The organism is Paraburkholderia bengalensis (assembly GCF_037126505.1).
In the GTDB taxonomy this organism is placed as follows: Bacteria; Pseudomonadota; Gammaproteobacteria; order Burkholderiales; family Burkholderiaceae; genus Paraburkholderia; species Paraburkholderia bengalensis.
In genome coordinates this window covers 1-25,925 of sequence record NZ_JACFYJ010000092.1, presented here as the reverse complement: position 1 = coordinate 25,925, position 25,925 = coordinate 1, and the positions used below count along the sequence as shown (strand labels likewise).

Sequence of the window (25,925 nt, the reverse complement as noted above, 5' to 3'; positions counted from 1 at the left end):
CTCGGAACGCGCCATGTCGCGTCGTCCGGCCATTCACGGTCTGGCGGAGCAGTCTTTCATAGTGCCAGATTTTTTCTGGACTGTCACGATGCTCGACAACCGTTCTGATGCCTATCGTTTGCTTCGCACCCTTGGTGCGCCAGCACGTCTTATCCGGCATGTTGAGCTCGTTGGTGAGGCTGGCGACGCACTTATGGCGGATCTGCGTTTGCGCGGGATACGTTTCGATGCGCAGCTCGTCGAATGTGGCATCGCCGTCCACGACGTCGGCAAAGTGTTATTTCCGGCGGAACTGGACGAGCCAGGAAACCAGCATGAGGCCGCAGGCGAGCGTATGCTGCTTGAGCATGGCGTTGACCCAAGAGTGGCGCATTGCTGCGTCTCGCATGCAGCTTGGGCGGGCGATGAAGTCACTTTGGAAGAACGACTTGTTGCGCTCGCCGATAAACTATGGAAGGGCAAACGCGAGGAAACACTTGAGCTTTTCGTCATTGAGGATATAGCGGCGCGGTTCGGTGCCACCCGATGGGAAATGTTCGTGGAGCTCGACACGTTGTTTGAAGACATTGCACGGGGAGCCGCCAGCCGACTTGAGCCAAGCAGAATTCTGTGAGTTCCGCGATAGTGGGCCGCAATCAATAGCAGGATCGGGAAAACGCCTGTATCGGCTTTTTCTACATGGTTGACGAGCGCGTAGGACGACGGGCATAGCGTCCCGACGCCGTTGTCTGTGCTGGGGTAAGCACGAGATTCGTCGGACGAAGCGCGTTCCTCACCCGACGAGGCACGTAGAAACCAATCGCGTCTCGGTGATCCATCTGCATTGGCAATTCGATGAGATTCCATGAGCTCGCAATGGAGCTCGAAAGTCCCTTGGCAAAGATGCTCACAGAGTCTGAGAATCTGACTGGTCACCTAACTGCCATAGCTTGCACTCGTCGCCCTTCAACCCTGTAGGTGCCGACGATGAACGATGGGCAACTGGTATCGCATCGAAGCTGCCTCAACCACTGACTGCTATTGCCGCAGACTTGCGCCTTCAAAGGTACATTTCTCGTTGCGACGTGTAGCCGAGATACTCGGACCATATCGGGATAAATTCGGTCGCTGCACTCTGGATGCAAAAACATCCAGAACCTCATGCAGCCGCCTCGTGCAAACCAATCCTCAAGTGGGTTGGTGGAAAATCGAGAATTCTCAATCAAATCCTGCCACAGCTGCCGACCGGCCGCAGGCTCATCGAACCATTTGTTGGAGGGGGAGCTGTTTTTCTCGGCACAAACTATGAGGAATATGTGCTCTGCGACCGTAATGCACATTTAGTCGAACTGTACTCGGCAGTCGCGAATCAGTGCGAGGACTTTCTCGCCGTTGCTGCTCCGTACTTTACCGAAGACTTCCGCAGTAAAGAGCAGTACCTTGAGGTCAGAGAAGCGTTCAATCAGGAGAGAGATCCGCTAGCTCGTGCTGCGAAATTCTTGTATCTCAATCGCTTTGGTTTCAACGGGTTGTGTCGTTACAACAGGTCCGGCGGATTTAATGTGCCCTACGGAGCACCGAAGGCTTTGCCCAGGTTCCCCGCCGACCGGGTGCATGCGTTCCGCGACAAGGCACGACGTTCGTCATTCATGTGCGCTGATTTTGCTGATGCCATGCGGATGGCGGAGCGTGGCGACGTGGTTTATTGCGACCCGCCGTATCTTCCCCGAGATGATAGCACTGCGAGCTTCACGGGCTATACAGCAGCTCGTTTCGGAATTGAGCGTCAAAAGGAACTGGCGGCCTTGGCATCAGACCTCAGCGCGCGCGGTATCCCGGTCGTGATCTCGAATCATGATTGCGAGGTCGCGCGGCAGATTTACAAGAAGGCAAGACTCATAACACTTGAAGCCCGTCGCTCGGTCAGCGCAGACTCAAACGGTCGCAGTAGCGTTCGCGAGTTGTTGGCCATCTTCGAGCGCTGATGCCGCGATAACCTGTTGCCCAAAGAAGGGTATCGGACTCGTGAGTTCAATTGGTGTGATCCGTGGTTTCGTCAGCCCCACGCTGTTGGGTTTTATCAAGACTCAGACAGGAAGTTTGTCAAATGGCATCTACTTCATCGCGGCCGTGATGGTGGTCGGTGGGCTTGCTGTCCTTCTTGCGTTGCCCAGAAATGCCGTGCGAGTTGGCAGTGTTGCTCTCGGGAAGCTCAAAAATGAAAGCGGAAGCCATTAACAAGAGATACCTGGCTATTGACGTTCTCCCCGCGCTCAGCCTGTGGCTGCCGCGCACGAGAAAGCGACGCACCGGAGACCTGAAGTCGGCATGTTCCTTGAGATTCTACATCGCGGAGGCCGCATTCTACGAAAGTCGCTCGGGCGTTCGAGCCTCAGAGCTCCCGCACGAGCGAAAGATATGGGGAAAATCATAATCATAGGTCGCGCGAGGGAGGTTCATCCTGTTTTTTCGATAGTTGTCGTTGCTCCGGGCGCAGTGTCTATACCTAACAGGATTCATTGACGAGGGCTGTCATAACCGACCTCCGGTCAGGAATCTTTCGGCACGAGGCGCGCGACCAGATCGATATCAAGAATCTGCTGCAGATCGAGTTTGTGAATGCAGCGAAAGTCAAGGCGGTTGTCCGGCAATGCACAGCGCAACGGAATGGAGCACGCCTGCTCTCCGCATCATCCAGTCAAAGTCAGTTGATGTGCATGTGATCAGGTCGAACGACTAATACATCAATTTCTATTTGGTTGGTTGACCCGAATACTATGTTCATCAGTGTCCACCAATGAGAAATGCCATGAACACAAAGATTTTTCAGGAAGGAGAGAAAAGCAAGGCTATCTGCGCGCATTGCGCAGAGCTGGTCGACACGACGTTTATTCGTCGGGATGTTGCATTCAGTGATGGAGACGGGATTGCATGGAATATACTTGTGGCTGTTTGCGACGTCTGCGATAGGGCGGTCACGACGCCTGCGCAATCGACTCCGGCTATACGAGAAGTGCGGCAACGTGATGAGAATCAGTAGAGGTGCAGCTTCGTGCTATTTATCTGGATGCGTTAGACTTGGCCCCTTACACGGTCGATAATCAAAGCTCGACCGATTTTCGAAAAGTGTTGATGACGGTCTGTCCCCACCGCTTTGCAACTGGGGAATACTCGGCTGAGGCGCTGGTCAGCGCATGTATAGCGACAAAGGCCCGGTATAAAGAACGAAGGGGTGGTGCGCGCCGACGGCTTTCACTAAAGGTAGCGTCACACGTCCGTCGTGACGGTATCGTCGATGCTTGCCGACAGGGTGGACAACCGGCACTCACGGCGCGACGCCTATTGGAGACCCGCGCTTGGTATCTTCATACGATACGATACCGGGAATCGGGCCTTGACTGAAATGTGCGTTCAGCTACGTAGATTCATTGGTTGCAGCAGCTAAGCGCGATCAGAAGGCGGTTTGTTGCATCGCCGAGCTAGGCTTACGCTACACGCTCTCCCGTTTGCCTGCATGAATTCTGGATGTCGAGCATAATTCAGTAAATTGCATCCGGAGCGTGGTGATGACTGGGCTGTTCGATCGGCTAGATGGGCTGCTACACCTTTATCTGATACGGGCGCATCTGCTTCACAGCAGAACATGGCGCGGGACGTACAACGTGCGACGGGAAAGCGGGAAAGGTCAGTTTTTCCTCGTTTGGGGTGGATCGTCGACAGTCATGCGACAAGGAAGTGGCGGGCTACCTGTTGATGAGCATAGTCTCATCATAAGCACTCGATCCAGTGTCGACAATATCGTCAGTAATGTGGTGGGAGACATGCATCTGGCGGGCGGGAGCCTGGACTTTGAGGGAGACCTACCGAATCCGATTATCGATGCATTGCCCGAGATCGTATGCTCACCCCTTTCCGGCATAGTCGGGGCGGCATCGACCCTGCAATTATTATCCGAAGTCGCGCCGGACAGCGTTGCCCGACGTGAGGCGCTTGCTGTTTACCTGTTCAACGTCTTTCTGACCCAGTTGCTTCGCAATCTGATAGATACGAAGCAGATCGATAGCGGATTGCTGTCAAGACTAGCGACCCCGAAGCTGCGAAAAGCCATTGTTTCCATGCGTGAGAAACCGGGCCTTGATTGGTCGCTAGACATGCTGGCACAGACTGCGGGGATGTCTCGGACCGCGTTCATCAGCAGCTTTCGGGAGACAGTAGGCTATACGCCAGAATCAGATTACCGGCTAGCGGATAAGCGAGAAATCAGGGTCTACTGGGAGCCAAACAAGCGATGGCATACGCGATCCTGCGAAAAAACGGGATCAACTTTGGTGATCTGGATTTTCCCGGTGCGGTCGGCTCTGATGTTGCCGAGCTGGAAGGCATGCTCAGTCAATGATGCGTACGAGATAGCGCTTCGAAAACGCAGATTGCCGGAAGTCTGGCTGTCGACTGAGGTGCTTGCGTAACAGGCGATCGCGCTTCGCGGGAAAGTCGTAGGTGAGAGCGTCGGATTTCAGAGTGAACCGGGCCGAAGCAGACATCGTTGCAATTGCACATAATGAATACATTGAGACTGCGCATCCTCGCCGTATTTTCGTATAGCTATTTCATCTCGTATGTTTTTCGTGGTGTCAATCTTGGTTTCGCACCATTCCTCGCTCGAGAGCTGGGTTTAACGGCCTCTGATCTCGGTGCTCTGACAAGCGCCTACTTCCTTGGGTTTGCCATCGCTCAGATTCCAGCCGGGGTCTTGCTTGACCGTTATGGCCCGCGTCGGGTCACAGCCTCGGTTATATCATTTGCGGTAGTCGGCGCGCTTATCTTCGCCAGCTCTCATAATGTACTGGGCATGATGCTTGGTCGCCTCATGATTGGCGCGGGTGTTTCGGTCTGTCTCGTGGGGGCTTTCAAGGCTACCGCGCAGCATTTTGAGATTGCCCAACTTCCGCTCGTCAACGGAATAGTGACGTCGACAGGAGGAATCGGAGGCGTAGTCGTTGGTGCGCCGCTTTCCCTGCTGATGACCTTGACAGACTGGCGAACAATTTGCTTCAGCCTCGCAGGTTTGACCGCGCTTGCTGCTGCGATGGTGCTGATCGGCGCTCCTTCGGACAATACAGGCGGGACGCGTGCGAGCGTTGCGGAACAGTTTTTGGGGTCGCTTAACGTGCTGCGTAGCAAGACATTCTGGAAGCTCACGTCCTTCCCGGGGCTAGCGCAGGCGGCATTCTATGCAATGCAATCTTTGTGGGTGGGCGCGTTTCTCCGCGACGTTGTGCCGGCAGGCGCTGGGAGTGCTACGCGCGTTGGCACGCTGGTATCCGTCCTTGGAACATCGTTTATCGTCGGAAATATCGGCTTTGGGATAATCGCGCGACTGCTAAACCGGCACGGCATTCGGACGCAACATTTTGCCGGTTCTCTATTACTTTTGTTCATAGCAGTTCAAGCTGTGATCGCAGCACGAGTCGAAGTACCAGAGACTTTGCTGTGGGCGATGTATGGAGCATTGGGGAGCACGGGCTTCATAACATATGCGGTCCTGCCAGAGTACTACCCAGTCAATCTCATCGGGCGTGTGAATACGGCATATACGCTTGTTATATTTATAGGGGTTTTTGTTGTGCAAGTTGCAGTTGGCAATGTGCTTGGATATTGGCCAGAGATGCAGGGGCATCACCCTGCTGTGGCACATCAGATCGTCTGGGCAAGCCTAACAATACTGCAGATATTTGCAGCACTTTGGTACTTCGCGCCAGCTGGTTCCAGCGTGAAGCGATCTGCATCGTCGAGATTTTTGCAATAGAGGGGTGCGCGCGCAAATCGGCCTTTGGAGGGATACTGATGGGTACACCGTCCCGTAATGGCTCACCGTTCCCGGAAGTCCTCACCTTGAGTGATGTACCGGGCTTGCTAAGCCGAATTCTATCCTGTATGCACATGCTGTTGCATCAAATCTTGTTGCGACTCTACAGGCGGTTCCATCTGTTGAGTATGGGCGAACATGCACCGCCATTTCAGCATTGAGGCACGAGGAGCATCTCACATGTTGCCGACTGCCTTGAGCCGGTCCAGTTCGTCGACCAGTGTATCTACGTAACGATCATGAATGTCACAATCCTGCAAGGACGACTGAAGTATTCGCACGTAGTCAGCATTGGTCCCAATGCTACCCGAGGCATTCGCAATAATAGGGGCGATATGCGAGATGTCCGAATTGATCTCGTGATATACGTGCAAACAGTTGGCTACAAAAACTAAAGCCTTGATTTTTCGCCCGTCGGCAAGAATAATGTCCGCCCATGTAGGGATGTAAGCTCCGGCGATCATCTCTCGAATCCAGATGAGGCGCAGTTCTTCGACGAGTTTGTCGGCAGGTAACCTGAGCACCACGCCATCGGTCGAGCCACCAGACTCGAGAGAGAGCATTCGTCCTGGGGTCTCGACGCTTCCTCTACCTGCAACCACCCGTAGACAAAAGCTTCTGTGCCAGCCATGTAGCGTTCCGACCCGTCTGGCGTCAAACTCGAAAAGTGGATTCCAGATTAGCGAGCCGTATCCGAAAAGCCAGACGCCGCCGTCTGCAGGCCGAGCTGCAAGGGTATGATTGAGTGAAGCCTCGATTTTCTCCAAAGGCCAAATGACATCCCCGAGCGCGCTTGCGAAGGCGTCTTGGTAGGCACCCGACAAGATCAGCTTCCTTGATAGCACTTTTGCCTCTGCTTCTCTTGACTTACGTTAGCGCGAGTGATTGTGAGTCTGTCATTTCACAGTGGTTACGGCGTCAGCTGTGTGATTTCCGATGCCGACTCGCGTGGATTCCTTTCGAGCTCTTGGCTGCCCTACGTTGAGCGCATCATCTGCCGGTCGAGAGCGTCACGATCTTCTGATTGGCAAAGGAGTATGCGAATATCGAGGATACGCTTTTATGTCGCAGTGTGCTCGCGCGTTGCCTTGCAGAATCGCGCTTCCTTCCGATAACATTGCATCGTTGAGACTGCAATGCGAGTGTCTCGCAATTTTGCATGCAGGAAAGGTAACCTTAGCATCGACGCAGACGCAGTGTCACTCAGCAAGATCACATTTATTCTCCCAGATTTTGAGCAAAATCAGGCTAACGGTGTATGATGTGCTAGCCCGTGCCACGAACGCAGAACGAAAAAAAATTTCGGTTTCTCTTGAATTTGACTAATTCGTCAAGAATGAAAGGTAAAATCGCAGACGAAGAGGCTCGTTCACGGTTGATTATCTGGATTCGTCGCAGAATGGAAGAATTCGGCATCACACCAGACGCGCTCGCTGAATCAATTCAGCATGATCTTGATCATTCACCGGTATTCCGCGATGCGCGTGGTAATGAATGGAACGGGCTTGGCGAGATGCCGGACTGGCTCATCGCAGCCAAAAACGCGGGGGTAAATCCTGATTTTTTCCGGATTGAGCCTGTTCCACAGTCCGTGGGGAAAGCTGCAAAAAGTGACGCCGATCATCGGCAGATGGATCTTTTCCATGAGCGATGATTGGTCGGGAGAGCAGACCTCCAGCCAATGCCTCACGTGCGCTACAGGTTTTTTGCTCTGACACCGGAGGCTCAACTTTGCCTCCATCCGTACTCCATGCACGCTCGTCAGAAAAACAAGTTCGGAGTAACGTGGAAAAGCTTCGCAGCCGAACAAAATCGAAGGTCTAGCAATTGATGAAAGACAAACGCCAAACATGCCTGGCGTTTTCTGTACGCTGCCCAAGAAGTTATTGTATCGGACCGCCATCGCAAACACGGCTGTTCAGATCTGCTGCTCGTTGGGCAGCCCCAGCCGCGCGCGCAAATTGCCGTGCCACTGTTTGCCCGGGTGCGGGCGGTAGTTCCGTTTGATTGCTTGTCACACCGACCTCGTGAAACGCGTTATTGGCGACGTTGTATACGTAACGCTTTTCGATTCCAGACTGTACTACGACTCTCTGCGGATAACCGCTTGCGAAATCGGCATCGACGTATCCGGGCTGCACGCCCGGCGCCTCGCATCTGTCAAGCAACGTTGAGTGACTGCTCGGAACCGCCGCACAGGCAGGTGTCGTGACTGATTTGTTTATGCCTGTGTTCCGGATTACGCAAGTCGCACCTTTGACTTCCTCGCCGTGATACGTAAAGTGAACGTCGATGTTCTGCGTTGCTCCGTAATGACTGGTCATCCAGGCGGTCCCACACCCGCTGATGAATAGTGCGACACAAACACCAGTGAGCGCTGCGAATCGCAAAATCTGTTGCCCAGTAGTTTTCAGTCCCTGTTCAATCATGGCTCGATTCGGCTTATTCGCCCATACGGTGTTGTCCAAACGCCATGCCCGACATGTCGAAGCCAGAGCACGACCCGTCGACGTTGTCGAACGCGCTGCCCGTTGCAGGGTTCACGCACGCAGCGAACCGTGTTCGGTGACCATCTAAGTAGGTGCACGTACAGGCGCTGTTTTCGCAAACCGTGCGCCATCTCTGCTCGTGCGCGCTCGCCGGAGGCAGTGCGAGGTGTCCGTCGCTGAAGACATGCGCTGCTTCATCGCCACACCGGCCGGCCTTCATGCAATTGTCGTAAGCAGCGTCGATTGCTTTCTGACGGTCAGGAGAAAACGCCCAGCTGAGATTCCCGTCTTCGCGCTCGTAGATGGCCCACCAACCGTGCCTCGCGTCGCCATCAAGAACACGGCATTGCTGCGGATCCGCGCCCACGCGCGAGGCGCCATCCTTGCAGCGTTGTACCGAACAGGTATTAGCCTGGTGAAGGTCCTTTTGGTCCGCGCACCAGAAATACACATAGCCTTGGGCAGTCTTTGATGCTGAGATGGCGGTAGCAGCGTTCGCCTTATAGGCGACCAACGCCAGGCTCAAAGCTACGCAACAGGGCAGGAGAAATCTTGTCAGCATGGCCTCTTAACTCCGGACGTTGAGCCTGTACGTGTACTCGAAGGTCGGACCGGCGATGTACATTGCGATCGGATAGCCGGCGAGCGTGGGGGTTGGGAAGTAGGCGAAAGCGCCGGACACAGCGACCGCGCCCGACGCGCCCGTGAAGGTGCCGGTGAACTCCGCGACGCCCGTCGACGGGTCATAGCTCTTCGTCGCAGCCGTCAGCGTTCCTGAGGCGATACTCGCGCTGATGTTGCCCTGGCTATCGATAGTGAAATCGACTTGTGGAGTCCACGCGTAGGTCGTGAGGTTGCCGGAGACGCTAACCGGTATGTTGAGCACCTGCCCGAGATGACCGGCAAACCCGGCAATTGAAGCAGGGCGTACAGGAGGAGCCGAAGAGCCGAGTTGGCCAAAGGTGAGCTTTGTCGGGATCACAAACCGATCGATTGAGCCGGCTTTTGATGCTGGTCCTGTCTCAGTGAAATTGATGTCAACGAGCGACGCGCTGGCGCTTCCGGTGCCTGTATAGGCATCAGCAGGGATAGATTTACCTGCAACATTGACCGCGCGTTGGTTGGTAACCGTATCGTAGAACCAGAAATTGGTAAGCGTTGCGGTGATGTAATTGGGATCGAGCGAAATGTCTGGAAGCAGGGCGGAGTACTGTGCCGTGAAAGTGCTGTAGCCGCCACATGTGCCGAACATTTTGCCGCTAACAGTGAACAGAGCAATCGTCGGATTGCCGGCGCTGTCGGCATAGCTTGTGCCGCAGTTATACCAGCCGGTCAATGCGACAGGCTTCGAGTTTTGCGATGAGTCGTTTCCGCCGCCGCATGCGGCGACGGCACCGCACAGCAACGTGAGATACACTCTGGTTATGGTTTTCATGCCGTATTTCTTGATGTAAGGACGTTAGAAATCTGCCGGCGCGGTCTCACGGCCGGCTGTCTAGATGCAAACGGGGCTTCGGCTGCCCCCTCGGCTAACGAGACGAAAACCGGTCAGCCCAAGGAAGGTCCCCAATCTTTGGCTGCCCTTCCAGATGCGTAACCTGACCGTGTGTCGCGGATTGAATGGATCTCACGGTGTCTACGATGGTTTTGTTCACCCAGACGTCTGGCGAGCCGACCATCGCATCGGCGATATCCTTCGTGAAACCAAAGACACCGCCAGATGTCTTCCGGAACACTGCGTAAATGTCGAGCTGGTAACCACCTTTGTAGGCGTAGAGGCAGTTGTAGAGATTGAGGTCGCTGTACCCCGTTATGGTCCGTGTGGCGTGGGAGGTCCACACCCCGCCATCACACTTTGCGGTGCGCAAGGTGGCGCCGCCGGACTGCTGTGATGCCATCTGCATCATCATGCCCATGCCGGTACCGTTGAACGCACTCCCGACGTCGACGAGCTGGAAGCGCCCCGGTTTTATCGGGATATCCATCGACATCATGAGAGGACGAGATTGCTGAACCCGATTGGAGTTCTGTCCCAGTCCGTCGGTCGCGCCCTTCACGACCGTATCAATATCCGCCGCCGTTTTTATATCGAAGATGTGGTACATCTCGACGGTTTTTGACTTGTCCGCGAGATAGTTGTTGATTCCGCCACATCCCCCGAGCGTTGCGAGAGCTGCAACTGCAAGCGGTAATCCGATCCCCTCGAAGATCTGATCCGGGGCGCAAGCAGCAACGTCGCCGATGCTGCTCCCGACATCGCACGAATGCTGGCGAAACTGGACGACGACGGTCGCCAGTTCGTCCGCCATATTGTTGAAGAGCTATGTGAACGGTTGGCACCGAAAGGTGCTCGTCACTGAAACGGTTCTCTTTTGATGCCCAGTGGAGCGCACCACGGTATCTGGCATGGGGTGCATCGGACGAATGTCCGAATCAGACGACAGCCCCCGGATGTCGCCTCATAAACTCATCAAGTTCCTTTTGCGCGCGAGATGGCGTTGCACCCGAAGGACCTGGTGAGCATTTTCGCGAAACAACGATCTGCAAGGTGGCGCTTCACGGAAATTCTGTGCGATGAGCCACGCGCCTAGGCGTTCGTAGAACGGAGGGCGGCTCTCGTATACCATCATCAGCTCTAGCGCACAGCGCTGCGCATTTGAACGGCATTCCCTTTACGGACTGTGGTTGAGCGGTGTGCTCTGCAGCATCTGTGTCAGCAGCGCTGGTTGACTCGGCGATGTCCGACGCTCGCGTTTGTATTACTTGTTCGCGATTCATCCCCTGTATCCGCGTGTTGAAAGCACAGCATGTGGCGCGGTTTCATTCTTTATCGGAGTCGACGACACTCGTTTATCGCAGGAACACGCACGCGCGGGCTTTACCAGTACGTGGATGCGAAGGACCGTCAGTGGAAGAGGGCGAGCGCGTAGCTGAACTGCCCTTGGTGCGAGGAGGTTGATAACGAATTTTTTATCGTGCATGCCGCAATAGCGCTGATATTTGAAAATGCCAATGGCGTGTGATTTAAGCGTGAGAGTTGTGCGAATGTATTGATAAGTCTGGCCATAAAAAATGTTTTCAAATCAACATGATCGAAAAATTGATTATTCCGTCTGGACGAAATAATTGAGATGGATGGGTTAAATACTATGTTGTTACTTCTGCGCGAAGTGCATATACTTTCGAGGAACAACGCCGAATAGGCCATTACTCAATTTATACGCAACAAAATGAACGCAAATCTCAATTCCGAACCTATTGCTCATACCGCTGTTCGCATTGGTGTCCTGGACCGGGCAGGCAATCGCGCGCAGTCCTTCAAAGAGGCCGCTGAGCTACGTGTGTCTGCACCCGTGTTCGTCGCGCCGGTTGATGAAGCACTGATGGACCACGTGAGTGGACGTGCGATTCTTCGGCAGGGTGTCATCCCATTGCCGACGGGCGGTGTTATGTTTGTCATCAGAATCCAGCTGAACGATACCCAGTTCGTCTGGCTGGCCGACCCCACGGACCAGGAGGTCTGGCGGGCTCTCGACGCGTTCCGGAAAACCAAACAGGCGGGATTCGAACTCAGGTCACCCGAACAAGTGTGTTTTGTGCCTTATGAGACGCAAGACACGACCGCCATCCTGGAGCGATTCAGGAGCGAAATCGGCCGGAAAGACCGGATGTTCATCGAGGCGGCGACGGCGCTCATTTCGTACGGCGACCCGGCTGTTACCTTCGAAAGCATGCGTCCCAATGTCAAAGTCAACCACCACCGCGTCTGCATTCTCATGACCGAACGAGTCAAGGCGACACTTGCTGAGCGCGGAGGCATTACCATTTTTGGACCAACAGCTGAAGCAGTTGTTAGCAACGGGCTAGTACCCGGGACAGCAACTGTGCAGTGAGTTGAGGAGGGTAGGTAGCCCTACGCATTGACTTTCATTGGATCGCGCGTTGTGCGTTGATAGCACGAGCGAAAGGCGTCGAGGAATACGAGCTAATCTCTACCCACAACGGTCACCGTAAGGTGACCGTTGCTTTTCAGTGCATCAGAAGTGTATGGGAACAATCCAGCCGGTCACTCTGGAAATTCGGGCCAACTGTCGTTGAACGGCCCGCTGTATACCGGAGCGCGTTTTAGAGGGCCGGCACCGAGAGGCATCGGACAGATTTCTCTAATGAGTGCGTCTACGTGTCCATCTTCTGTCCAGGACATGTCTTCGGCTGAATTTGAGTCCTCTATTCTGAGGGCATCGCGCGTGAACCAGGCGCCATCCGCCATCCAGCTGAACGGATACTCGACCAATAACGGAGGTGCATCATCAAACAGATACACAACCGGGATGTACTGTCGGAATAGTTTGAGAGTCGATAGATTTTCAAAGAACGGTATAGCGGGAACGTGTGCAGCGAGCCTGATTCCTGCAATAGCCTTACCCGGCTCGGCAATCTCGACATCAACTTGCCAGTGAGCGGTCTTACTGCTTAGGTCATGCGTACTTGTTCTTTGTGGGGCATTCAATACGAACACCTGTCGTTCATTGGTGTGAGAGCTCAAGAACCGTGGATACTGTTCCTTTCGAAGCAAAAACGCAGTCGTGTCATTCGCAGCCTTTACTTGAGCGAGATCACACCAGTCCCATCCTTCAGCGTACAGTTGAGCGTGGAAGCAGATATTGACGTTATCTCGATAATGGGCGGTGCGATTGCACTCGAAACGGTCGACGAGCGTAGCGATTATCGTCGGGAGCTGCTCCAGTTTCCTGACTCTTCCAAGTTGTATCCGACGAAGAAGGCCCGGGAAGAAGCGCTCTACGTCGAAGTCCCAGTAACCGTCCTGCGCGTAATTTAATGTCTCGTGGAGGAAACTGTCCGCGAGGGCGCCGGCTACTGACAGGCGCTCACAGTACAAGCTCAGCTGTTTCTGGAATCTATCGAACGTCCCTTCCTCGCGTAAACCGGCCATCAGTTCTGGCGTGTCTTCCTCAAGCCAGGTCGAGAGGACGGCTGCATCAAGGTTGGCGTAGAAGTGAGGTCCGGACTCGTACTGGTCTATCAATTTTCTGGCCACGCCAATCGCCGCTTGCATGAGCGAATCATCCTCGTCGTGCCAGCAATAGTTCGGAAGGAGGAGGGTGTTGACGTCGTCCTGATGTGCGAGAGTGCCGGACGCTTGTTGTTTCGTCTTTCGAGTGCTCATTGGGTCAGCCGCAATGGATGAAAACCAATATTGCGTACGGTTTTATCCGGCGGGCTTTGCTTCGTCACGGGAGCGGCCGTGTCAACAGTCTGGGCGGACTCGATCACCGTTGTTTTCTATCCTTCGTTCCGCGCAAAAAATCGCCGGTAGCGACGGATAAAACCCGTCGCAATACTGGTTTTCTCATTGACTTACGGGACCTGCAATGTCGACTGACTTGAACCTCTCTGCCGCCGAAGACTTCGACCCGCGCGACGCCGATAACACCGCTGACGTCGAATACGGCGACGACCTGGATTACGACTACGAGCCGCCCATGCCGTACGACTATCGTCAGCAATGGGCTGACAATCCGGCACAGTGGGCTGTTTTTTATGCAGCCAATCTGATTCGTACGTTCGGCACGGTCCCCGACTTCTACCAGAATCTTGACGAGTCGACCATTGAAAAATGGGTATTCGAAGATTATCCGGAGTTGTTCGAAACGCTGAGCGATGACAAAACGCTGGAAGAATTTCGCGTCGGCCTTTCCAAGTATTGCCGCATGCTGAAGGGCGCTGCATTGCTGGCGAACGAGATTCTGTTGCATCGTCGCGGGTTGCTCAGCCCGCTCCCGGCTCTTTCACCTGAGTGCAAGGAATTCTTCCCTGGATGGGCGTCGAGAATCTTGACCGAACCGGAGTGGTCATGGCATTCCCAACTCCCGGGACCTATCGCGGAGTTGCGTGGAAGATGGGCAACGTCAGAATTCTTTAACCCGCACGAAAGCGACGAAATCGTGCCTCATTCGCAGCTTCCACGCGGAGGGAACACGAACGAGACGTCCGAAAGCCGGCGGAGCATCACTGCTCATGCGCTGGAGCGGGATGACTTTGTTACGAGTCTCAAGGCGGCAACGCAGGAACGACTTGCTTTTTTTATCAGCCTTCCAGTCGATGTGGATATCGAATCGTTGATGAAGGTCGACCGAACCACGTTGGCCGTCCACGAGTCCAATGACGACACTTCCGCGTGGCACCTATCGTTTGGCGGCGGAGTGCTGTCGATAGCTTTGCTCGAGCACGAGGAGATTCTGAGCAGGTTTCGCGCGCGCTTGCCTGTAATCTACGAGCGTGACGGAGAGCTACTGGTGGTTGAATATGCCTGGAGTCCTGTCACATTCGGGCGTGAATTTATAACGAAGGCACATGTCTGGCCCCCAACTGTAGCGGCGACTGCGGGTCTATCCCCCCGCTTGGTGACGAAGCTCTCACCGCAGGCGATGAGGATTTCGCGGACTGCTCCGATGTCGATGGCTGGGTTCTATGAAGCGATTGGTGTTCGGTATCCATACAGCGCGGTTGGGGAAGACGACGACGCGATTCCGTTCTGATACCCACGGTCGATGATTCGACCGCGACATCGGTGTGAGTAAGACGCAAGAGCAAACGCCGTGTTCTGCACGGCGTTTTTGCAAATAGTGTGCATTGAGAATGTTCATCTACGATGAGACGCAAGCGGTTGCTTTCGAAGTCGAAGGTGAAGCTTTTGCTTTGATAGTTGGCGATAACTCAGACAGGCCTGCGGACAGCTCGTCCGCCAATCTGCACCGCGCCGCCCGTGTATCGGGTGAAGAGCGTACATGGCTGGCCGAAGGCATCACCTTGCAGAAGTGTAATGTTTCGCTCGAGCGTCAACGCCAGCGTACCTGCTGCTACACCCGTCGCGGCATCTTCGAATCGCGGCTCCAGATGATTGAAATTCCGCCCTACGTACACATCGCCGCGACGGCGGCAATACACGTACATGCCGGAAACGCTGTGCTTGCAGCTCCAGTCGACAACGCCCGCAAGGTCGGGATGCAACGAGTTCAGCACAGATTCGTCCGCCACCTCTATCAGTGCTACGGCCACTGATATTGCACGATGGTATAGGTGTCGGTACGAGCGGCGTTATTGGGCGAGCTAGGAAAAGGCTGCGCGGAGCCTGTGCCGGATCACTCATCTGGATCGACCGAGTGAGAATGCATCGACTTGATCAGGTAACGGAGAAACGTACAGCATGCGTTACCTGCTTCAGCATAATACCGATGACAGGCGTCGGAGCCGAGTTGTTTTAGTGTATCTGCACATAAAATTCAGACGCGATTGCTTTGCAGATTTCGATGACGGTGGCGAGTGGCTAAGCTAATGCTGCTGGACCCGATGGGCAACGTGCGAGCATGTGAAAAAAATCTCCCTATAATGGCGACTTCTGCTTGAAGCGCTACGCTGAACTTCCATGAACACGAAACACGGCCGGCGTGGTGCGGCGCGAAAGCCGCAACAGCATCTAACCAAGGTGATGTTGCTACCTCTCGACAGGACAGCGGTCCGCGCGAAATCCTTGACTTATCACTTGTCGTATTCGGTTTGTCGGAACGGAACGGGGAATCGGTTCCATTTAACGCAATTGCTGCTGGTCACGTACAGTACATGGTTTCTACAGCAGGATGGCTACGGACAGTGGCCAGTCGAGCTTTACCGGGAAGTCGAGCAGGGGATTGAAGCCGCGTGCTCAAGTGCCTTGGTTACCGGTATATCGAAACTGGACCTGTCAACGGCAAGCTCTTTCGAAAAAATATTATCGCTTCACGATACACAACTTCTGCGCGCGCCGGTATCCCTCATAAAGAGTGTGGACCGGCGTTTGATCCGTTTCGTCGCGGGCACAGACTCATCTCCGATTCCTCAGTCGCCAACCAGCGGCGCCAACTCCTAACCTCCTTCCTCAGCTCGCGGCGAGAACCATCTGGCAAAACGGTCAATAATGCGCATGTTTCTTAGCTTGACCAGGCTGAACCACTCATAACGCATGCCGCGAGACTTGTAACATCTTGTACCCGCGCGGTGGATCGTGGACATCGAGGTTGTCTTCGAGACCGACAGCGGTCGGAACTATCGCAAAGGAAACTGCGACGACAGCCGGGGTTGCAGCGGTACCCGTCGAGCCCGTACAAATCTGATCAAGCGCGCTTAAGCTTCAGCTGTTCCTTACAGGTACCGCGACGGCGTGGCAGTCACATCGCACCGGGACAAGAATAACTGTACCGGCATGGCAGACGTTCAGTCAACTTGTGCTCACGGCGAGCGATGAAGGCTTCCGAAACGACGGGCTTGCTGGCGTCTCTTGCCGACGACAACCGGGATATCCGGAAATCCAACGCAACGGACGGTCTGCGGAGGTAGGTCCAAGCAGCGCAGCGCAATCGAAGGCAGGCATGATGGTGCCCGCCAAGAAGGAGCAAGGAAAATGTGCCATCCCCGATGCGAGCCATAGCTCGAGCCACTGAGCCACTGGCGTTGCCGTTAGGCAATGTGGCATAGTGCGGCGTATTGCTACCAATTAAGGGGAGAGTGATGGCAACACTGGAAGGTATTCGGTCGCAAATCGCAAAACTGCAGGCACAGGCAGACGCCGTTGCACGAAAAGAGTCGTCGAAAGTTCTCGAAAAAATTCGCGGCATCATGGACCAGCATGGCCTGACGTCGGCAGACATCGCCGCGTATGTAGGGCAAATCGGGCGCGGTCGCAAGACGGGAGTCACTTCCAGTATCACGTCGCAGTCATCCGATAATTTGAAGTATCGTGATCCGAAGACTGGCGCAAGCTGGACAGGGCACGGCCGAGCGCCAGCATGGATTGCCGACGCGAAGGATCGAAGCATATATCTTGCTGATACAGAACCGGAAATGCCTGTTAGCTCGAATGCGGTGCGCGCAAGAGAGGGGGCTTATGTTCGTGGTCCGCAACCGGCAAAGTACCGTGACCCGAAAAGTGGGGCAACCTGGAGCGGTCGTGGCCCCGCACCCGCCTGGCTCGCCACCGTCAAAGACAGGAACAAGTTTCTGATCACGGAGTCGGCTCAGGATACCCGCGAAGCTCAGCCTACAAAGCAGATGACGGCCGCCGCGAAAAAGCCAGCAGGAAAGAAGACTTCCGTGAAGACGCGCGTAACGGCGAAGAAAGTCGATGCGAAGAATGCTGCATCTTTAACTGCTCCCCAAGAAAATTCCGCGAAAACGACAGTAGCAAAGAAGGCGGCGGCGAAGGGACTCGCTCCGAAAAAAGCGACTGTAAGTACGACAGCCGGGAAGTTGGCGCTGGAAGCTGGCCCGGCATCTGATGCAACAGCCAGGAAGGCAGCCGCGAAGAAGCCTGTAGTAAAGAAACCTGTGAAAGCCGAGGTAGCGGTCAAGAAGGCTGCGGCAGGCAAGGTCTCCGGGACTAAGACGACTGGCACAAAGGCCGCTGGGAAGAAGACTTCTACGACTAAGGCAGCGGTCAAAAAGGTAGTCTCGAAGAAGAAGCCGACGGCGAAAGCGGCAAACAGCAAGGTCGCAGCGAAGAAGCCCACTGCGTCCGGGGAGGCAGTAAAGGAGGCTGTAGCAACGCAGGCTTCGACGCCCGCGACTGCTGCCAATAAGACCGTAGCAAGAAAAGCCACTGCGGGAAGGATCCCGGCGAAGAAGGCAGTAGCCAAAAAAGCCGCAGAATCGGCGACTGCGACGGCGAACCCGGTACCTCGGAAAAGTACGCGGGGGAAGGCTCCGAGCAAAGAAGCAACGTCGGCCGTAACCGACGCAGCGCCGCAACCGGAATTGAACGTATCCGACCAGGCTGCGGTAGAGCGTGAGGTTGCCGATGGGGCGAATGAGGTTGCCGCTCTGCCCGCTGCCCAGTAATCGTTAGCAATTGGCGTCCGAAGGTTCGACGCAGTGGGCCTCTCGTCCCAGAGTCACTGCCGAGGGCTTTCGAGATGTTGTCTCCACCATGGAGTTCCGATTACCGCGCGTTGCGCGGTAACGGCAGAGACTCCTTCTCGAAGGCGACGACGTTCTACCAAAAGACTGCTCATCGCGCACAGATATCGCGATGAGAATGCGCTCACACTGATAGCAAGCCTCGCCTCATGTTCCTGGTGCTCCCTGATCATTCGAACCAGTCCGCCCGCTACAACAACCGAACGGCCCAGGTTGAGTGTGCTTCGGCGATATCATAGAAACCACTGGCAGGCGTGACCACGCTTGTAGTGGTCCACAATCGCTTCAGCATAGTTTCGATGCGGTGAGTTTGCTTATTCACTGCAGTCATTTGTCATGCATCAGCAAAACTTCGCGCTCTCGTGCAGAATTTCGGAGAATTGATATCGAGGATGCACAAGTTTGGACACGCTGCAAAGGATGCGGATCTTCGCGAGAGTCGCCGACGCCGGAAGTCTTACGGCAGCTGCACAGCAGCTCAATCTGACCATAACAAATGTGTCCAGGGCGATTACTGATCTGGAGGCACAACTGAACACTCGGTTACTGAATCGAACGACCCGGCGCATCGCACTAACCGAGGCCGGCGACAGGTACCTGCAGCGATGTGTGCAAATATTCTCCTACATCGAGCAGGCTGAAGCTGAGGCGCGCAACGCGCATGCACGTCCGTCAGGGCGCCTGCGTGTATATGTCTGGACCAGTTTTGGGCAGCACTACGTAGTGCCAGCTGCAGCCCGTTATCGCAAGCTTTATCCCGATGTTCAACTGGAACTTACGTTGTCGCAGCGTATACCCGATCTTATTGAAGACGGTTATGATATCGTCCTTGCAATGGCTGAAAAGGCCCCCGATTCAGACCTCGTATGGCAGTGGCTCGGTAGCGTATTCAGCATCGTTTGTGCCTCCTCGAAATACCTGGAACGCAACGGCATCCCGTTGGCACCGCCAGACCTTGAGGTTCATGCGTGCATGCAGATAATCAATCCAGTTACGTCGTCCACGCATTGGACGCTTAATGGGCCAAAAGGGCAGGAAACAGTCCGTCTAAAAACAAATTTCCAGGTAAATATCGCCGAAGCCATGGCCATCGCTGTGCGTGAGGGGATGGGCATATCGTTGCTGCCCGTCTACTCAGCAATCTCAGGCCTACGAAATCGCGAGTTTGAGTGGATCTTGCGCGAATATGTCGCGCAAGAAATGCATGTATATGCACTGCATTCGCCGCAAAGATACCTTGATGCAAAGATACGCACATGGCTTGATTTTTTGCGCGAGGAGCTGCCTGCAATGCTAGCCGCAGATCGTGAGGCACTGGAAGAACTTGCGAAGATTCAAGCGTAAGCGGAGGCGATGCGTTTGACAGCTGAGCGGGGCGTTCAGATGGCGGTCTGCCAGATCATCAAGACGAAGTCGATAGTGTCCGAGGAAATGCGCCTGAACGAAGTGCTCGAACAGATGGGCGTCCAGTCGATCGAAGCCGATCTGGGTGGATGCACCCTGCAGACCGACGACAAAGAGCCGCCGGACGACATTATTGCGCCCGTCGTACAAGGACAGGGAAGAGACACGTTCGCGGTCTGCTTTACCTACTGATTTGGATTATGATTGAAATCTGCCCGGTCGATCGTTGCATTCAAATTTTCGCATATGTGAGGCGCATTTTGTTACCAGAAGAGCTGGCTGCCATTCATCCTCGTCTCTATCACATTACAAGACCATCCGCACTTGCGAGTATCAGCAAACATGGGCTGCTTCCCACGAGCGATCTGTTGGCGCTTTTCGAGCTCCCAGCAGAGCTCAAGTTGGAACTGGAGACTCGCCGGCGCCCTAAGAACGCAATCATTGAGCATCCCGTACACGGTGAAGCCACGCTAACCGATAACGGTCCGCTAAGCGAAAGCGTGCTGTCGGGGATTCTTGACGACGGTCTGACAGCATCGCAATGGATGCGCATGCTGAACGATCGTGTTTTTTTCTGGCCTGACGAAGGCAGCATGAACAAACACCTGGCGGCTCATCTAAGAGATGGAAAAGCAAGGGTGGTGATGGTTTTTGATACGTTGAGCTTGGTCACCGCTTGCTATGACCGCGTTCAGCTTTGCCCAATTATCGCTGGATCGACAATTCGAATGCCAGTTCGTCGCGGTCTGTCTACTTTTTCAGCTGTAAACGAGCACACGTATCGTGAGTGGCAACAGCTGCGTGGCAAGCGCGATCGGATAAAAGAGCTAGTCGTGAGAGGTTCGGTTAAAAACATTGAACCCCACCTCGTTCACCAGTATGACGTGAGTTAAATCTGTCCCGTCAATTGCATGTCATAGATGTCTATACCTTTCCGCGCACCGCGCGACGACTGTGCTCGGCACCAAATGAGGATCAGCGTGTCGACAGCGGTGAACAAGCGGTGAGCGTCGTACCTTGCAGGCATTGCGCCAAGGCGCCGGCATCCATTCGGCTGAGCAGGAGCGACACGCAAATCGCGAGAGCGGCACACGATGCTACGATTGCCCAAAGCGAGCGGCCCGCGAACCATCTTCTACCGAAATGACGGATAGCGCGTATTGCTACCAGTACGAGTATCAATCCGACTGCGAATACGATAGTGCGTGAGTCCATTTCTCTCTCAGCTGTTCGTCATGGCGTCAAAATTATAATTGTAATCTATTTGGCGCCAGTACGCGTAGGGCGTATCTTGAGCGATCTGGTATTGTGGTGCAGGCCAGTTGTGCAGTTAAAAAGCATCAAATTCAATTAGCGTTTAAAGTAACCGCATCGTATACGAATGGTATGAATCAGCGTAATTGAACAGGAGTGAAAATATGAAAATCTGGAACATCCGTGAGGGAAGTCCGCACGGCGCCTTGCTGGACGTCGTCACTTCCTCAGATGAAAGGACGGCCGACGAGGTGTCGGCTGCATGGATTGCTTCGGCGCAAGCAAAGTATATCCCGCATCTGCACGCGGTTGCAGTCGCTGCTCCACACTACGATTGAGCGCACGTTCCAATGATCTTCGAAACCGATGCCAGTGATGCTGGCATCGTCCAGCTTTTTTCGCATACGAACACACCTGGCTTCCATTTGTAGTAGAGGGACCTGTATCTGCGGGGGATATCTCATGCGACTGCTATCGATCGGCGAGACTGCATCCAAGCTGGAATAGGGGCGCACATTGCGACGCCAGGACCGACAGGGAGCAAGCATTAACCATGCTAACGACGTACATGGCGTTACCAACGGGGTAACGTGTAAGTCGTTGTCGATGTCAGGTTTGCTACAACCGGCGAGATGAGTTAATACTCTCGCGTTTCCTCGAATGATCAAACTGAGCTGCTGAAGACGCAGCGCGGTCTTGATCTGCACCACACCATCTTTTGCGCTTCATGTGCTCAACCTTGTGTAGATGCAATGGTAAGTTGGAGGCCGCTTCATCGCTACTCACGCCAGCCGGGAAAAGATGCACATCTACCGGTACGAATGTGCAAGATTTTCAGCGCATAGCGTAGACTGGGCCATTTCACTATTTAGCGGCGCGCAGCTCTTTTTTGCGTGTGTATGCACAGAATGCCGGAAAAACCAGTTGAACCGATAGATGAGGTCCGGGCGCTCGCGAACGCTATTGAAGGAAGTGTTCGCGCGATCAGGCGCGCTCGAGGAAAACTCAACCCCGAAGATTGCGTGCCCGGCTCTATGCAGCACTATGATGTGGTTTTACAGTTTTTGGACGATTGCATTCGGTCAATTGGTGAGGACGTCGAGGGTGAGCCCCCGAGGGATGATCTCTCGACCTGAAGCAATCTGTTGAATTCCCTGTTTGCGTGTATATGCCCTGGAAAGGGCGATTCGAAGTGCAGAGTAGCTGAGCTTGTTCAGGCCTCTATCCGACGAAGCAGGGACTTTACTTCGAGCGCATGCTGGTCGAACGCCTGCTGTCATTCTGTCGTGCGTAAAAATCAACAATCCGGTGCACGTGAATCTGCGAGTACCGGTCATATTTGTAGCTGACTATTGCACCTCGCGAGCACGAATACTTCACTGCCCGCGCAGCCGGGTCTTGCCCCGCACAGTGCGACAGCCGAGGACGGGGGAGGGCCTCAAGGATGCCTGTATCCGAATATTCCTGGTGTCATTGATAGCCGAAGTGATGTCTGTACTTGCGAATCTCGATGCGTGCTACCTCTTCTGGCGCTCATCGAAGTGCCATTGGAAAAATCTTACTGCTTCCAACAACGCCGTAGGATGCTCAGCCAGATCTGCATGTGAGACGCTCGGGCATCGGACAACAGATGTTTGAATGCCGGCGCTTATCAGATTGCCCGCGTACTTTTCTGCTTCTATATGCAGGATATCGTTCTGCGCGGTGAGGATCAGCGTCGGAGGAAGGCCGGCGAGACGGATTGATTCTAGTGGTGCAGCATACGGATGGACGCGTTGCGAAACTTTTGGTAAATAAGCGAGATAGCAAGTAGCACATTCACTGGCTGTGATGTCGGAACCGAGGCGTCGTTCATCCCCGAGCCGGGTTAAGGTTGGGTCGAGCATCGGGCCGAAAAGCGCCTGGGAGGCGATACTTAAGCCACCTCGATCACGAGCCATGAAACTCATACAGGTCGCGAGCGATCCGCCAGCGTCGTGGCCGGCAACACCAAGCTGTCTTGTGTTTCCACCATATTCTGCAGCATGCTGGCGTGCCCACGTTGCCGCCCGCCATGCGTCTTCCGGTGCTGCAGGGAAGGGAAATCGTGGCGCGAGCGAGTATCCCACTGAAATGACGAGCGCCGGCGTGTGTTGCGCCAGGTAGCGCGCGGCATAGTCCGCGACGTCAATGGATCCACGCGTGAATCCTCCGCCGTGAAAATAGAGCATCACGGGCAACTGTTCACTGGTCATCGTCCGACGGTACAGACGCAGCGTAATCTGTTGTGCATACCCGGCGATACGTACGTCTGTGACATCGATCAGAGATGCGTTACGGGCGATGCCTATACTGGTCAGAATCGTAGACGGTAGACCACTGATTTGTTCATCCATTGGAATCGAATCGAGATAATGATGTGGGTGGGTGAGCGTTGACCAACAAACGCCATGTACATGGTGAGCGAGTATAATCCACAAAATCTATCCGATGCCGATGGATAGCCATTGGGGCATACCATCAGTAGCTAAGCATTATGGAAGTGCATGTTTAATTGTTTCCTGTCTCCTGGAGAATTGCAGTGGACCGAATCCTGGCAATGCAGGTGTTCACAAGAGTCGTAGACACGAACAGTTTCACTCGTGCAGCAGAGTCGCTCGGGATGCCACGTCCGTCGGTAACAACGATCATTCAGAACCTTGAAGCGTTTCTTGGCACGCGCCTTATCCAGCGCACTACGCGTCGCCTCTCGCTTTCGCCAGACGGTGCCGCGTACTATGAGCGGTGTCAGCGGGTCCTTGCCGAAATTGAAGAAATTGAGGCGAGCTTTCAGCAGGTGCACAGGCAGCCGCATGGCAAGCTCAGGATCGACATGCCAGCTTCGATCGGACGGTTGATCGTAATCCCACGGTTGCGGGATTTTCGTTCGAAATATCCTGAAATCGATCTTCAGATAGGTTTATCCGATCGGCGTGTTGATCTGCTGGAAGAAGGGGTGGATTGTGCCGTACGGGTTGGGGCGTTGCAGGATTCGTCGATGGTGGCGCGACGAGTCGGCTTGATTGAGGGTGCGACGGTAGGTTCACCGGAGTACCTCGAATCGATGGGGATGCCGGAAACCCTGGAGGACCTGGAAAGGCATACTGCCGTCAACTATTTTTCGAGCCGGGACGGGCGTGTGATCGATTGGTCGTTCCTCGAAAACGGAAAAGAGGTTGACGTAAAAATGAAGGGCTCGATTTCGGTGAATGATGCGGAAGCCTACGTGAGCTGCGGTCTTGAAGGATTCGGTCTCATTCAGTCTCCGCGTTTTATGGTCCTGCAATATCTCTGCACCGGTCAGCTAGTCGAAGTCCTTCCGGAAATCAAGCCATCGCCTCTACCAATTTCAGTTGTGTATCTGCACAGCCGGCACCTCTCGTCCAAGGTCCGAGTCTTTGTGGACTGGATGGCTGCTCTTTGTGAAAGCTGCCCGCTCCTCAGCGGTTCTGATAGAGATGCTCAACCCTGCGTGCCATCCGTAACAGACGTCGCGACCAGGCATGAAAACGGAAGCATTGCAGAACTGATGGCATGAGAAAGTGCATTGTTATTGACGTCCTCCCCGCCCTCAGCCTGCGGCTGCCGCGCATGGCGCGGAAAGGACGGGGATTCCTTCTGCAAGACGGCGACGTCCCGCCGCGAGAATGCTGACGGCCGCATTGATGTCGCGCTGATGATACGCGCCACATTCCAGGCAGGCCCATTCCCTTATTCCAAGACCTTCCCGGCCCTTCGGGCCAGTGCGCCTGTTACAGCAACCGCAGGTCTGGGTTGAATACCGCTCATCGACTTCCTCGAACCACACGCCGGCGCAATCGCCCTTGTACTGCAGCATGGTTCGGAACAGACTCCAGCCTGCGTCGAGCACGGATTTCGCCATCCGTGTTCGCGCGAGCGCCGAAGCGTTCACGTTGCCGATGAAGATGGCGCCGTACTCCTTTACGAGCGCCGTGGAAAGCTTGTGCAACCGGTCTTTCCGGGAATTTTTGATCTTCGCATGAAGCGCCCTGACGCGCGTCTTCTTCCGGGCACGTTGCGCCTTGCCCAGCTTCGCCTCGAGCCTGCGATAGTGCCGCTCGAGTCCGAAGACCCTCGCGTCGCTCGTCGCAGCGAAGTCCTTCAGGCCCAGGTCGATGCCGACTGACCGTTCAATCTCACCGGTCGCAGGGTTTGGTGTCTTCTCGACCCGGATCAATATGTTGATGTATCACCTGCCCCGCGCGTCTTCGCTGAGATTTCCCGCACCGAGCTTATATTTCGACAGGCCGTAGCTGTCCCAAAGCGACAGCGGCGTGCCGGAGAAAAATAGCTGTCCATTTCGATAACGGATTGCACTGGCTTTGAACGGGATCCAGCCGAGCGAGCGGCGGGGGCCCGATGAGACTCGCCAGCGCAACCTGATCTTTTCGAACTGTTTGCGACGCACCGCGTATTCATCGCCGATAGCCTGGATGGTCTGAGAGTGCAGTCGCAGTCCGGCCTTGCCCGCGCCTTTGGTGAACGGATGGAAATCGTAGCCAGACAGGAAGCGTCCCTCGCGTTGCCATACCTTCATCGACAGTTCAGCGCAATAGTTCCACACAAAGTTCACGTCGCATGCCAGCTGCCGCAACAGCTTTGAATGCTTGCCTTTGAGTCTCATACGAAGGACGCGGGTAACGAATGCCATGTACCGATACGGTTGTTTCACCGTATAGGCACGCTTGGATTTCTCCTTGAAAAATCACGATAATTCTGCTTCGCTGTCTACACCCACCTTTCATCCCCGGCCTCAAGGCCCGGGCTTTCAGGCCACGCTAGGGTAAATTGAAACAAGTCTTGTCGCCAGTATGGCATTTATCCCACAGACCGCAAGAAAACTCCGTGCTTCAGGGCGGAGATGAATTGCGCATCTGGAAACGAAATCCGTCGGTCCACGCTGCCCGCGCTGCCCGTTGCCTATA

Annotated in this window: 23 protein-coding genes and 1 pseudogene; 15 read left to right on the top strand and 9 right to left on the bottom strand. The window is 54.7% G+C overall.

Annotated elements, in window-relative coordinates:
• The first annotated feature begins 13 nt into the window (after positions 1–13).
• The 6 genes from H3V53_RS34565 to H3V53_RS34540 all read left to right on the top strand — a co-directional run bounded on the left by H3V53_RS34565 (position 14) and on the right by H3V53_RS34540 (position 5,785).
• Positions 14–613 carry an HD domain-containing protein gene (locus H3V53_RS34565; RefSeq protein WP_336601655.1) on the top strand — a complete coding sequence of 200 codons (600 nt, stop codon included), beginning with the start codon at positions 14–16 and terminating at the stop codon, positions 611–613.
• Positions 614–1,118: 505 nt separating this feature from the next.
• Positions 1,119–1,964 (top strand): Dam family site-specific DNA-(adenine-N6)-methyltransferase, encoded by an 846-nt coding sequence (locus H3V53_RS34560; RefSeq protein WP_336601654.1) that lies wholly within the window; start codon positions 1,119–1,121, stop codon positions 1,962–1,964.
• A gap of 40 nt (positions 1,965–2,004) precedes the next feature.
• Entirely contained in the window at positions 2,005–2,217 is a 213-nt protein-coding gene (locus H3V53_RS34555; RefSeq protein WP_336601653.1) for a hypothetical protein, read from the top strand.
• 571 nt (positions 2,218–2,788) lie between these two features.
• Positions 2,789–3,019 carry a hypothetical protein gene (locus tag H3V53_RS34550; protein WP_336601652.1) on the top strand — a complete coding sequence of 77 codons (231 nt, stop codon included), beginning with the start codon at positions 2,789–2,791 and terminating at the stop codon, positions 3,017–3,019.
• Positions 3,020–3,545: 526 nt separating this feature from the next.
• Complete coding sequence (locus H3V53_RS34545) at positions 3,546–4,445, top strand: AraC family transcriptional regulator (protein WP_336601651.1); 900 nt, start codon at positions 3,546–3,548, stop codon at positions 4,443–4,445.
• Positions 4,446–4,537: 92 nt separating this feature from the next.
• The gene (locus H3V53_RS34540) at positions 4,538–5,785 is read left to right on the top strand and encodes an MFS transporter (RefSeq protein ID WP_336601650.1); all 1,248 of its coding nucleotides are present in this window, start codon (positions 4,538–4,540) and stop codon (positions 5,783–5,785) included.
• A gap of 236 nt (positions 5,786–6,021) precedes the next feature.
• On the opposite strand, the gene H3V53_RS34535 is transcribed toward H3V53_RS34540, so the two are convergent.
• Entirely contained in the window at positions 6,022–6,669 is a 648-nt protein-coding gene (locus H3V53_RS34535; protein WP_336601649.1) for a gamma-glutamylcyclotransferase, read from the bottom strand.
• 512 nt (positions 6,670–7,181) lie between these two features.
• Between H3V53_RS34535 and H3V53_RS34530 the strand changes: the two genes are divergently transcribed.
• Positions 7,182–7,499, top strand: coding sequence for an H-NS family nucleoid-associated regulatory protein (locus H3V53_RS34530; RefSeq protein ID WP_336601648.1), 318 nt, complete (start codon positions 7,182–7,184; stop codon positions 7,497–7,499).
• A gap of 788 nt (positions 7,500–8,287) precedes the next feature.
• Here H3V53_RS34530 and H3V53_RS34525 read toward each other — a convergent pair.
• The 3 genes from H3V53_RS34525 to H3V53_RS34515 form a co-directional block, all read right to left on the bottom strand.
• A complete protein-coding gene (locus H3V53_RS34525) occupies positions 8,288–8,896 on the bottom strand; it encodes a hypothetical protein (RefSeq protein ID WP_336601647.1) in 609 nt (202 codons plus the stop codon).
• 6 nt (positions 8,897–8,902) lie between these two features.
• A complete protein-coding gene (locus tag H3V53_RS34520) occupies positions 8,903–9,769 on the bottom strand; it encodes a hypothetical protein (RefSeq protein WP_336601646.1) in 867 nt (288 codons plus the stop codon).
• 94 nt (positions 9,770–9,863) lie between these two features.
• On the bottom strand, positions 9,864–10,643 hold the full coding sequence (locus H3V53_RS34515) for a hypothetical protein (protein ID WP_336601645.1): 780 nt from the start codon (positions 10,641–10,643) through the stop codon (positions 9,864–9,866).
• 921 nt (positions 10,644–11,564) lie between these two features.
• Here H3V53_RS34515 and H3V53_RS34510 point away from each other — a divergent pair.
• A complete protein-coding gene (locus H3V53_RS34510) occupies positions 11,565–12,227 on the top strand; it encodes a hypothetical protein (RefSeq protein ID WP_336601644.1) in 663 nt (220 codons plus the stop codon).
• 173 nt (positions 12,228–12,400) lie between these two features.
• On the opposite strand, the gene H3V53_RS34505 is transcribed toward H3V53_RS34510, so the two are convergent.
• Complete coding sequence (locus tag H3V53_RS34505) at positions 12,401–13,522, bottom strand: hypothetical protein (protein WP_336601643.1); 1,122 nt, start codon at positions 13,520–13,522, stop codon at positions 12,401–12,403.
• 205 nt (positions 13,523–13,727) lie between these two features.
• Between H3V53_RS34505 and H3V53_RS34500 the strand changes: the two genes are divergently transcribed.
• Positions 13,728–14,894 carry a hypothetical protein gene (locus H3V53_RS34500; RefSeq protein ID WP_336601642.1) on the top strand — a complete coding sequence of 389 codons (1,167 nt, stop codon included), beginning with the start codon at positions 13,728–13,730 and terminating at the stop codon, positions 14,892–14,894.
• A gap of 178 nt (positions 14,895–15,072) precedes the next feature.
• On the opposite strand, the gene H3V53_RS34495 is transcribed toward H3V53_RS34500, so the two are convergent.
• Positions 15,073–15,378 (bottom strand): hypothetical protein, encoded by a 306-nt coding sequence (locus tag H3V53_RS34495; RefSeq protein ID WP_336601661.1) that lies wholly within the window; start codon positions 15,376–15,378, stop codon positions 15,073–15,075.
• Between the two features lie 1,521 nt (positions 15,379–16,899).
• On the opposite strand from H3V53_RS34495, the gene H3V53_RS34490 reads away from it, so the two are divergent.
• The 5 genes and pseudogenes from H3V53_RS34490 (at position 16,900) to H3V53_RS34470 (ending at position 21,299) form a co-directional block, all read left to right on the top strand.
• Positions 16,900–18,225 carry an H-NS family nucleoid-associated regulatory protein gene (locus H3V53_RS34490; RefSeq protein WP_336601641.1) on the top strand — a complete coding sequence of 442 codons (1,326 nt, stop codon included), beginning with the start codon at positions 16,900–16,902 and terminating at the stop codon, positions 18,223–18,225.
• 480 nt (positions 18,226–18,705) lie between these two features.
• Positions 18,706–19,647 (top strand): LysR family transcriptional regulator, encoded by a 942-nt coding sequence (locus tag H3V53_RS34485; protein ID WP_336601640.1) that lies wholly within the window; start codon positions 18,706–18,708, stop codon positions 19,645–19,647.
• A gap of 3 nt (positions 19,648–19,650) precedes the next feature.
• Positions 19,651–19,854: pseudogene (locus tag H3V53_RS34480) on the top strand ((Fe-S)-binding protein); the annotation flags it as partial.
• A gap of 53 nt (positions 19,855–19,907) precedes the next feature.
• Entirely contained in the window at positions 19,908–20,600 is a 693-nt protein-coding gene (locus H3V53_RS34475; protein WP_336601639.1) for a DUF7002 family protein, read from the top strand.
• Between the two features lie 525 nt (positions 20,601–21,125).
• Positions 21,126–21,299, top strand: coding sequence for a hypothetical protein (locus tag H3V53_RS34470; RefSeq protein ID WP_336601638.1), 174 nt, complete (start codon positions 21,126–21,128; stop codon positions 21,297–21,299).
• A gap of 1,179 nt (positions 21,300–22,478) precedes the next feature.
• Here H3V53_RS34470 and H3V53_RS34465 read toward each other — a convergent pair.
• Positions 22,479–23,336 carry an alpha/beta hydrolase gene (locus H3V53_RS34465; protein WP_336601637.1) on the bottom strand — a complete coding sequence of 286 codons (858 nt, stop codon included), beginning with the start codon at positions 23,334–23,336 and terminating at the stop codon, positions 22,479–22,481.
• Positions 23,337–23,521: 185 nt separating this feature from the next.
• On the opposite strand from H3V53_RS34465, the gene H3V53_RS34460 reads away from it, so the two are divergent.
• Positions 23,522–24,517, top strand: coding sequence for a LysR family transcriptional regulator (locus H3V53_RS34460; protein WP_336601636.1), 996 nt, complete (start codon positions 23,522–23,524; stop codon positions 24,515–24,517).
• A 33-nt stretch (positions 24,518–24,550) separates the two neighbouring features.
• Here H3V53_RS34460 and H3V53_RS34455 read toward each other — a convergent pair whose 3' ends face one another.
• Together H3V53_RS34455 and H3V53_RS34450 are read right to left on the bottom strand one after the other, a co-directional pair.
• A complete protein-coding gene (locus tag H3V53_RS34455; RefSeq protein WP_336601635.1) occupies positions 24,551–25,177 on the bottom strand; it encodes an RNA-guided endonuclease InsQ/TnpB family protein in 627 nt (208 codons plus the stop codon).
• Positions 25,178–25,189: 12 nt separating this feature from the next.
• Positions 25,190–25,624, bottom strand: a complete 435-nt coding sequence (locus H3V53_RS34450; RefSeq protein WP_336601634.1) for a hypothetical protein — start codon at positions 25,622–25,624, stop codon at positions 25,190–25,192.
• Positions 25,625–25,925 lie beyond the last annotated feature (301 nt).

What these genes read in the sequence shown, in the direction of transcription:
- H3V53_RS34565 (WP_336601655.1), top strand. Translation starts at nt 14, where the DNA reads ATGTCGCGTCGTCCGGCCATTCACGGTCTGGCGGAGCAGTCTTTCATA.
- H3V53_RS34560 (WP_336601654.1), top strand. Translation starts at nt 1,119, where the DNA reads ATGCAAAAACATCCAGAACCTCATGCAGCCGCCTCGTGCAAACCAATC.
- H3V53_RS34550 (WP_336601652.1), top strand. Translation starts at nt 2,789, where the DNA reads ATGAACACAAAGATTTTTCAGGAAGGAGAGAAAAGCAAGGCTATCTGC.
- H3V53_RS34545 (WP_336601651.1), top strand. Translation starts at nt 3,546, where the DNA reads ATGACTGGGCTGTTCGATCGGCTAGATGGGCTGCTACACCTTTATCTG.
- H3V53_RS34540 (WP_336601650.1), top strand. Translation starts at nt 4,538, where the DNA reads ATGAATACATTGAGACTGCGCATCCTCGCCGTATTTTCGTATAGCTAT.
- H3V53_RS34530 (WP_336601648.1), top strand. Translation starts at nt 7,182, where the DNA reads ATGAAAGGTAAAATCGCAGACGAAGAGGCTCGTTCACGGTTGATTATC.
- H3V53_RS34525 (WP_336601647.1), bottom strand. Translation starts at nt 8,896, where the DNA reads ATGCTGACAAGATTTCTCCTGCCCTGTTGCGTAGCTTTGAGCCTGGCG.
- H3V53_RS34520 (WP_336601646.1), bottom strand. Translation starts at nt 9,769, where the DNA reads ATGAAAACCATAACCAGAGTGTATCTCACGTTGCTGTGCGGTGCCGTC.
- H3V53_RS34515 (WP_336601645.1), bottom strand. Translation starts at nt 10,643, where the DNA reads ATGGCGGACGAACTGGCGACCGTCGTCGTCCAGTTTCGCCAGCATTCG.
- H3V53_RS34510 (WP_336601644.1), top strand. Translation starts at nt 11,565, where the DNA reads ATGAACGCAAATCTCAATTCCGAACCTATTGCTCATACCGCTGTTCGC.
- H3V53_RS34505 (WP_336601643.1), bottom strand. Translation starts at nt 13,522, where the DNA reads ATGAGCACTCGAAAGACGAAACAACAAGCGTCCGGCACTCTCGCACAT.
- H3V53_RS34500 (WP_336601642.1), top strand. Translation starts at nt 13,728, where the DNA reads ATGTCGACTGACTTGAACCTCTCTGCCGCCGAAGACTTCGACCCGCGC.
- H3V53_RS34490 (WP_336601641.1), top strand. Translation starts at nt 16,900, where the DNA reads ATGGCAACACTGGAAGGTATTCGGTCGCAAATCGCAAAACTGCAGGCA.
- H3V53_RS34475 (WP_336601639.1), top strand. Translation starts at nt 19,908, where the DNA reads ATGATTGAAATCTGCCCGGTCGATCGTTGCATTCAAATTTTCGCATAT.
- H3V53_RS34470 (WP_336601638.1), top strand. Translation starts at nt 21,126, where the DNA reads ATGAAAATCTGGAACATCCGTGAGGGAAGTCCGCACGGCGCCTTGCTG.
- H3V53_RS34465 (WP_336601637.1), bottom strand. Translation starts at nt 23,336, where the DNA reads ATGGATGAACAAATCAGTGGTCTACCGTCTACGATTCTGACCAGTATA.
- H3V53_RS34450 (WP_336601634.1), bottom strand. Translation starts at nt 25,624, where the DNA reads ATGAGACTCAAAGGCAAGCATTCAAAGCTGTTGCGGCAGCTGGCATGC.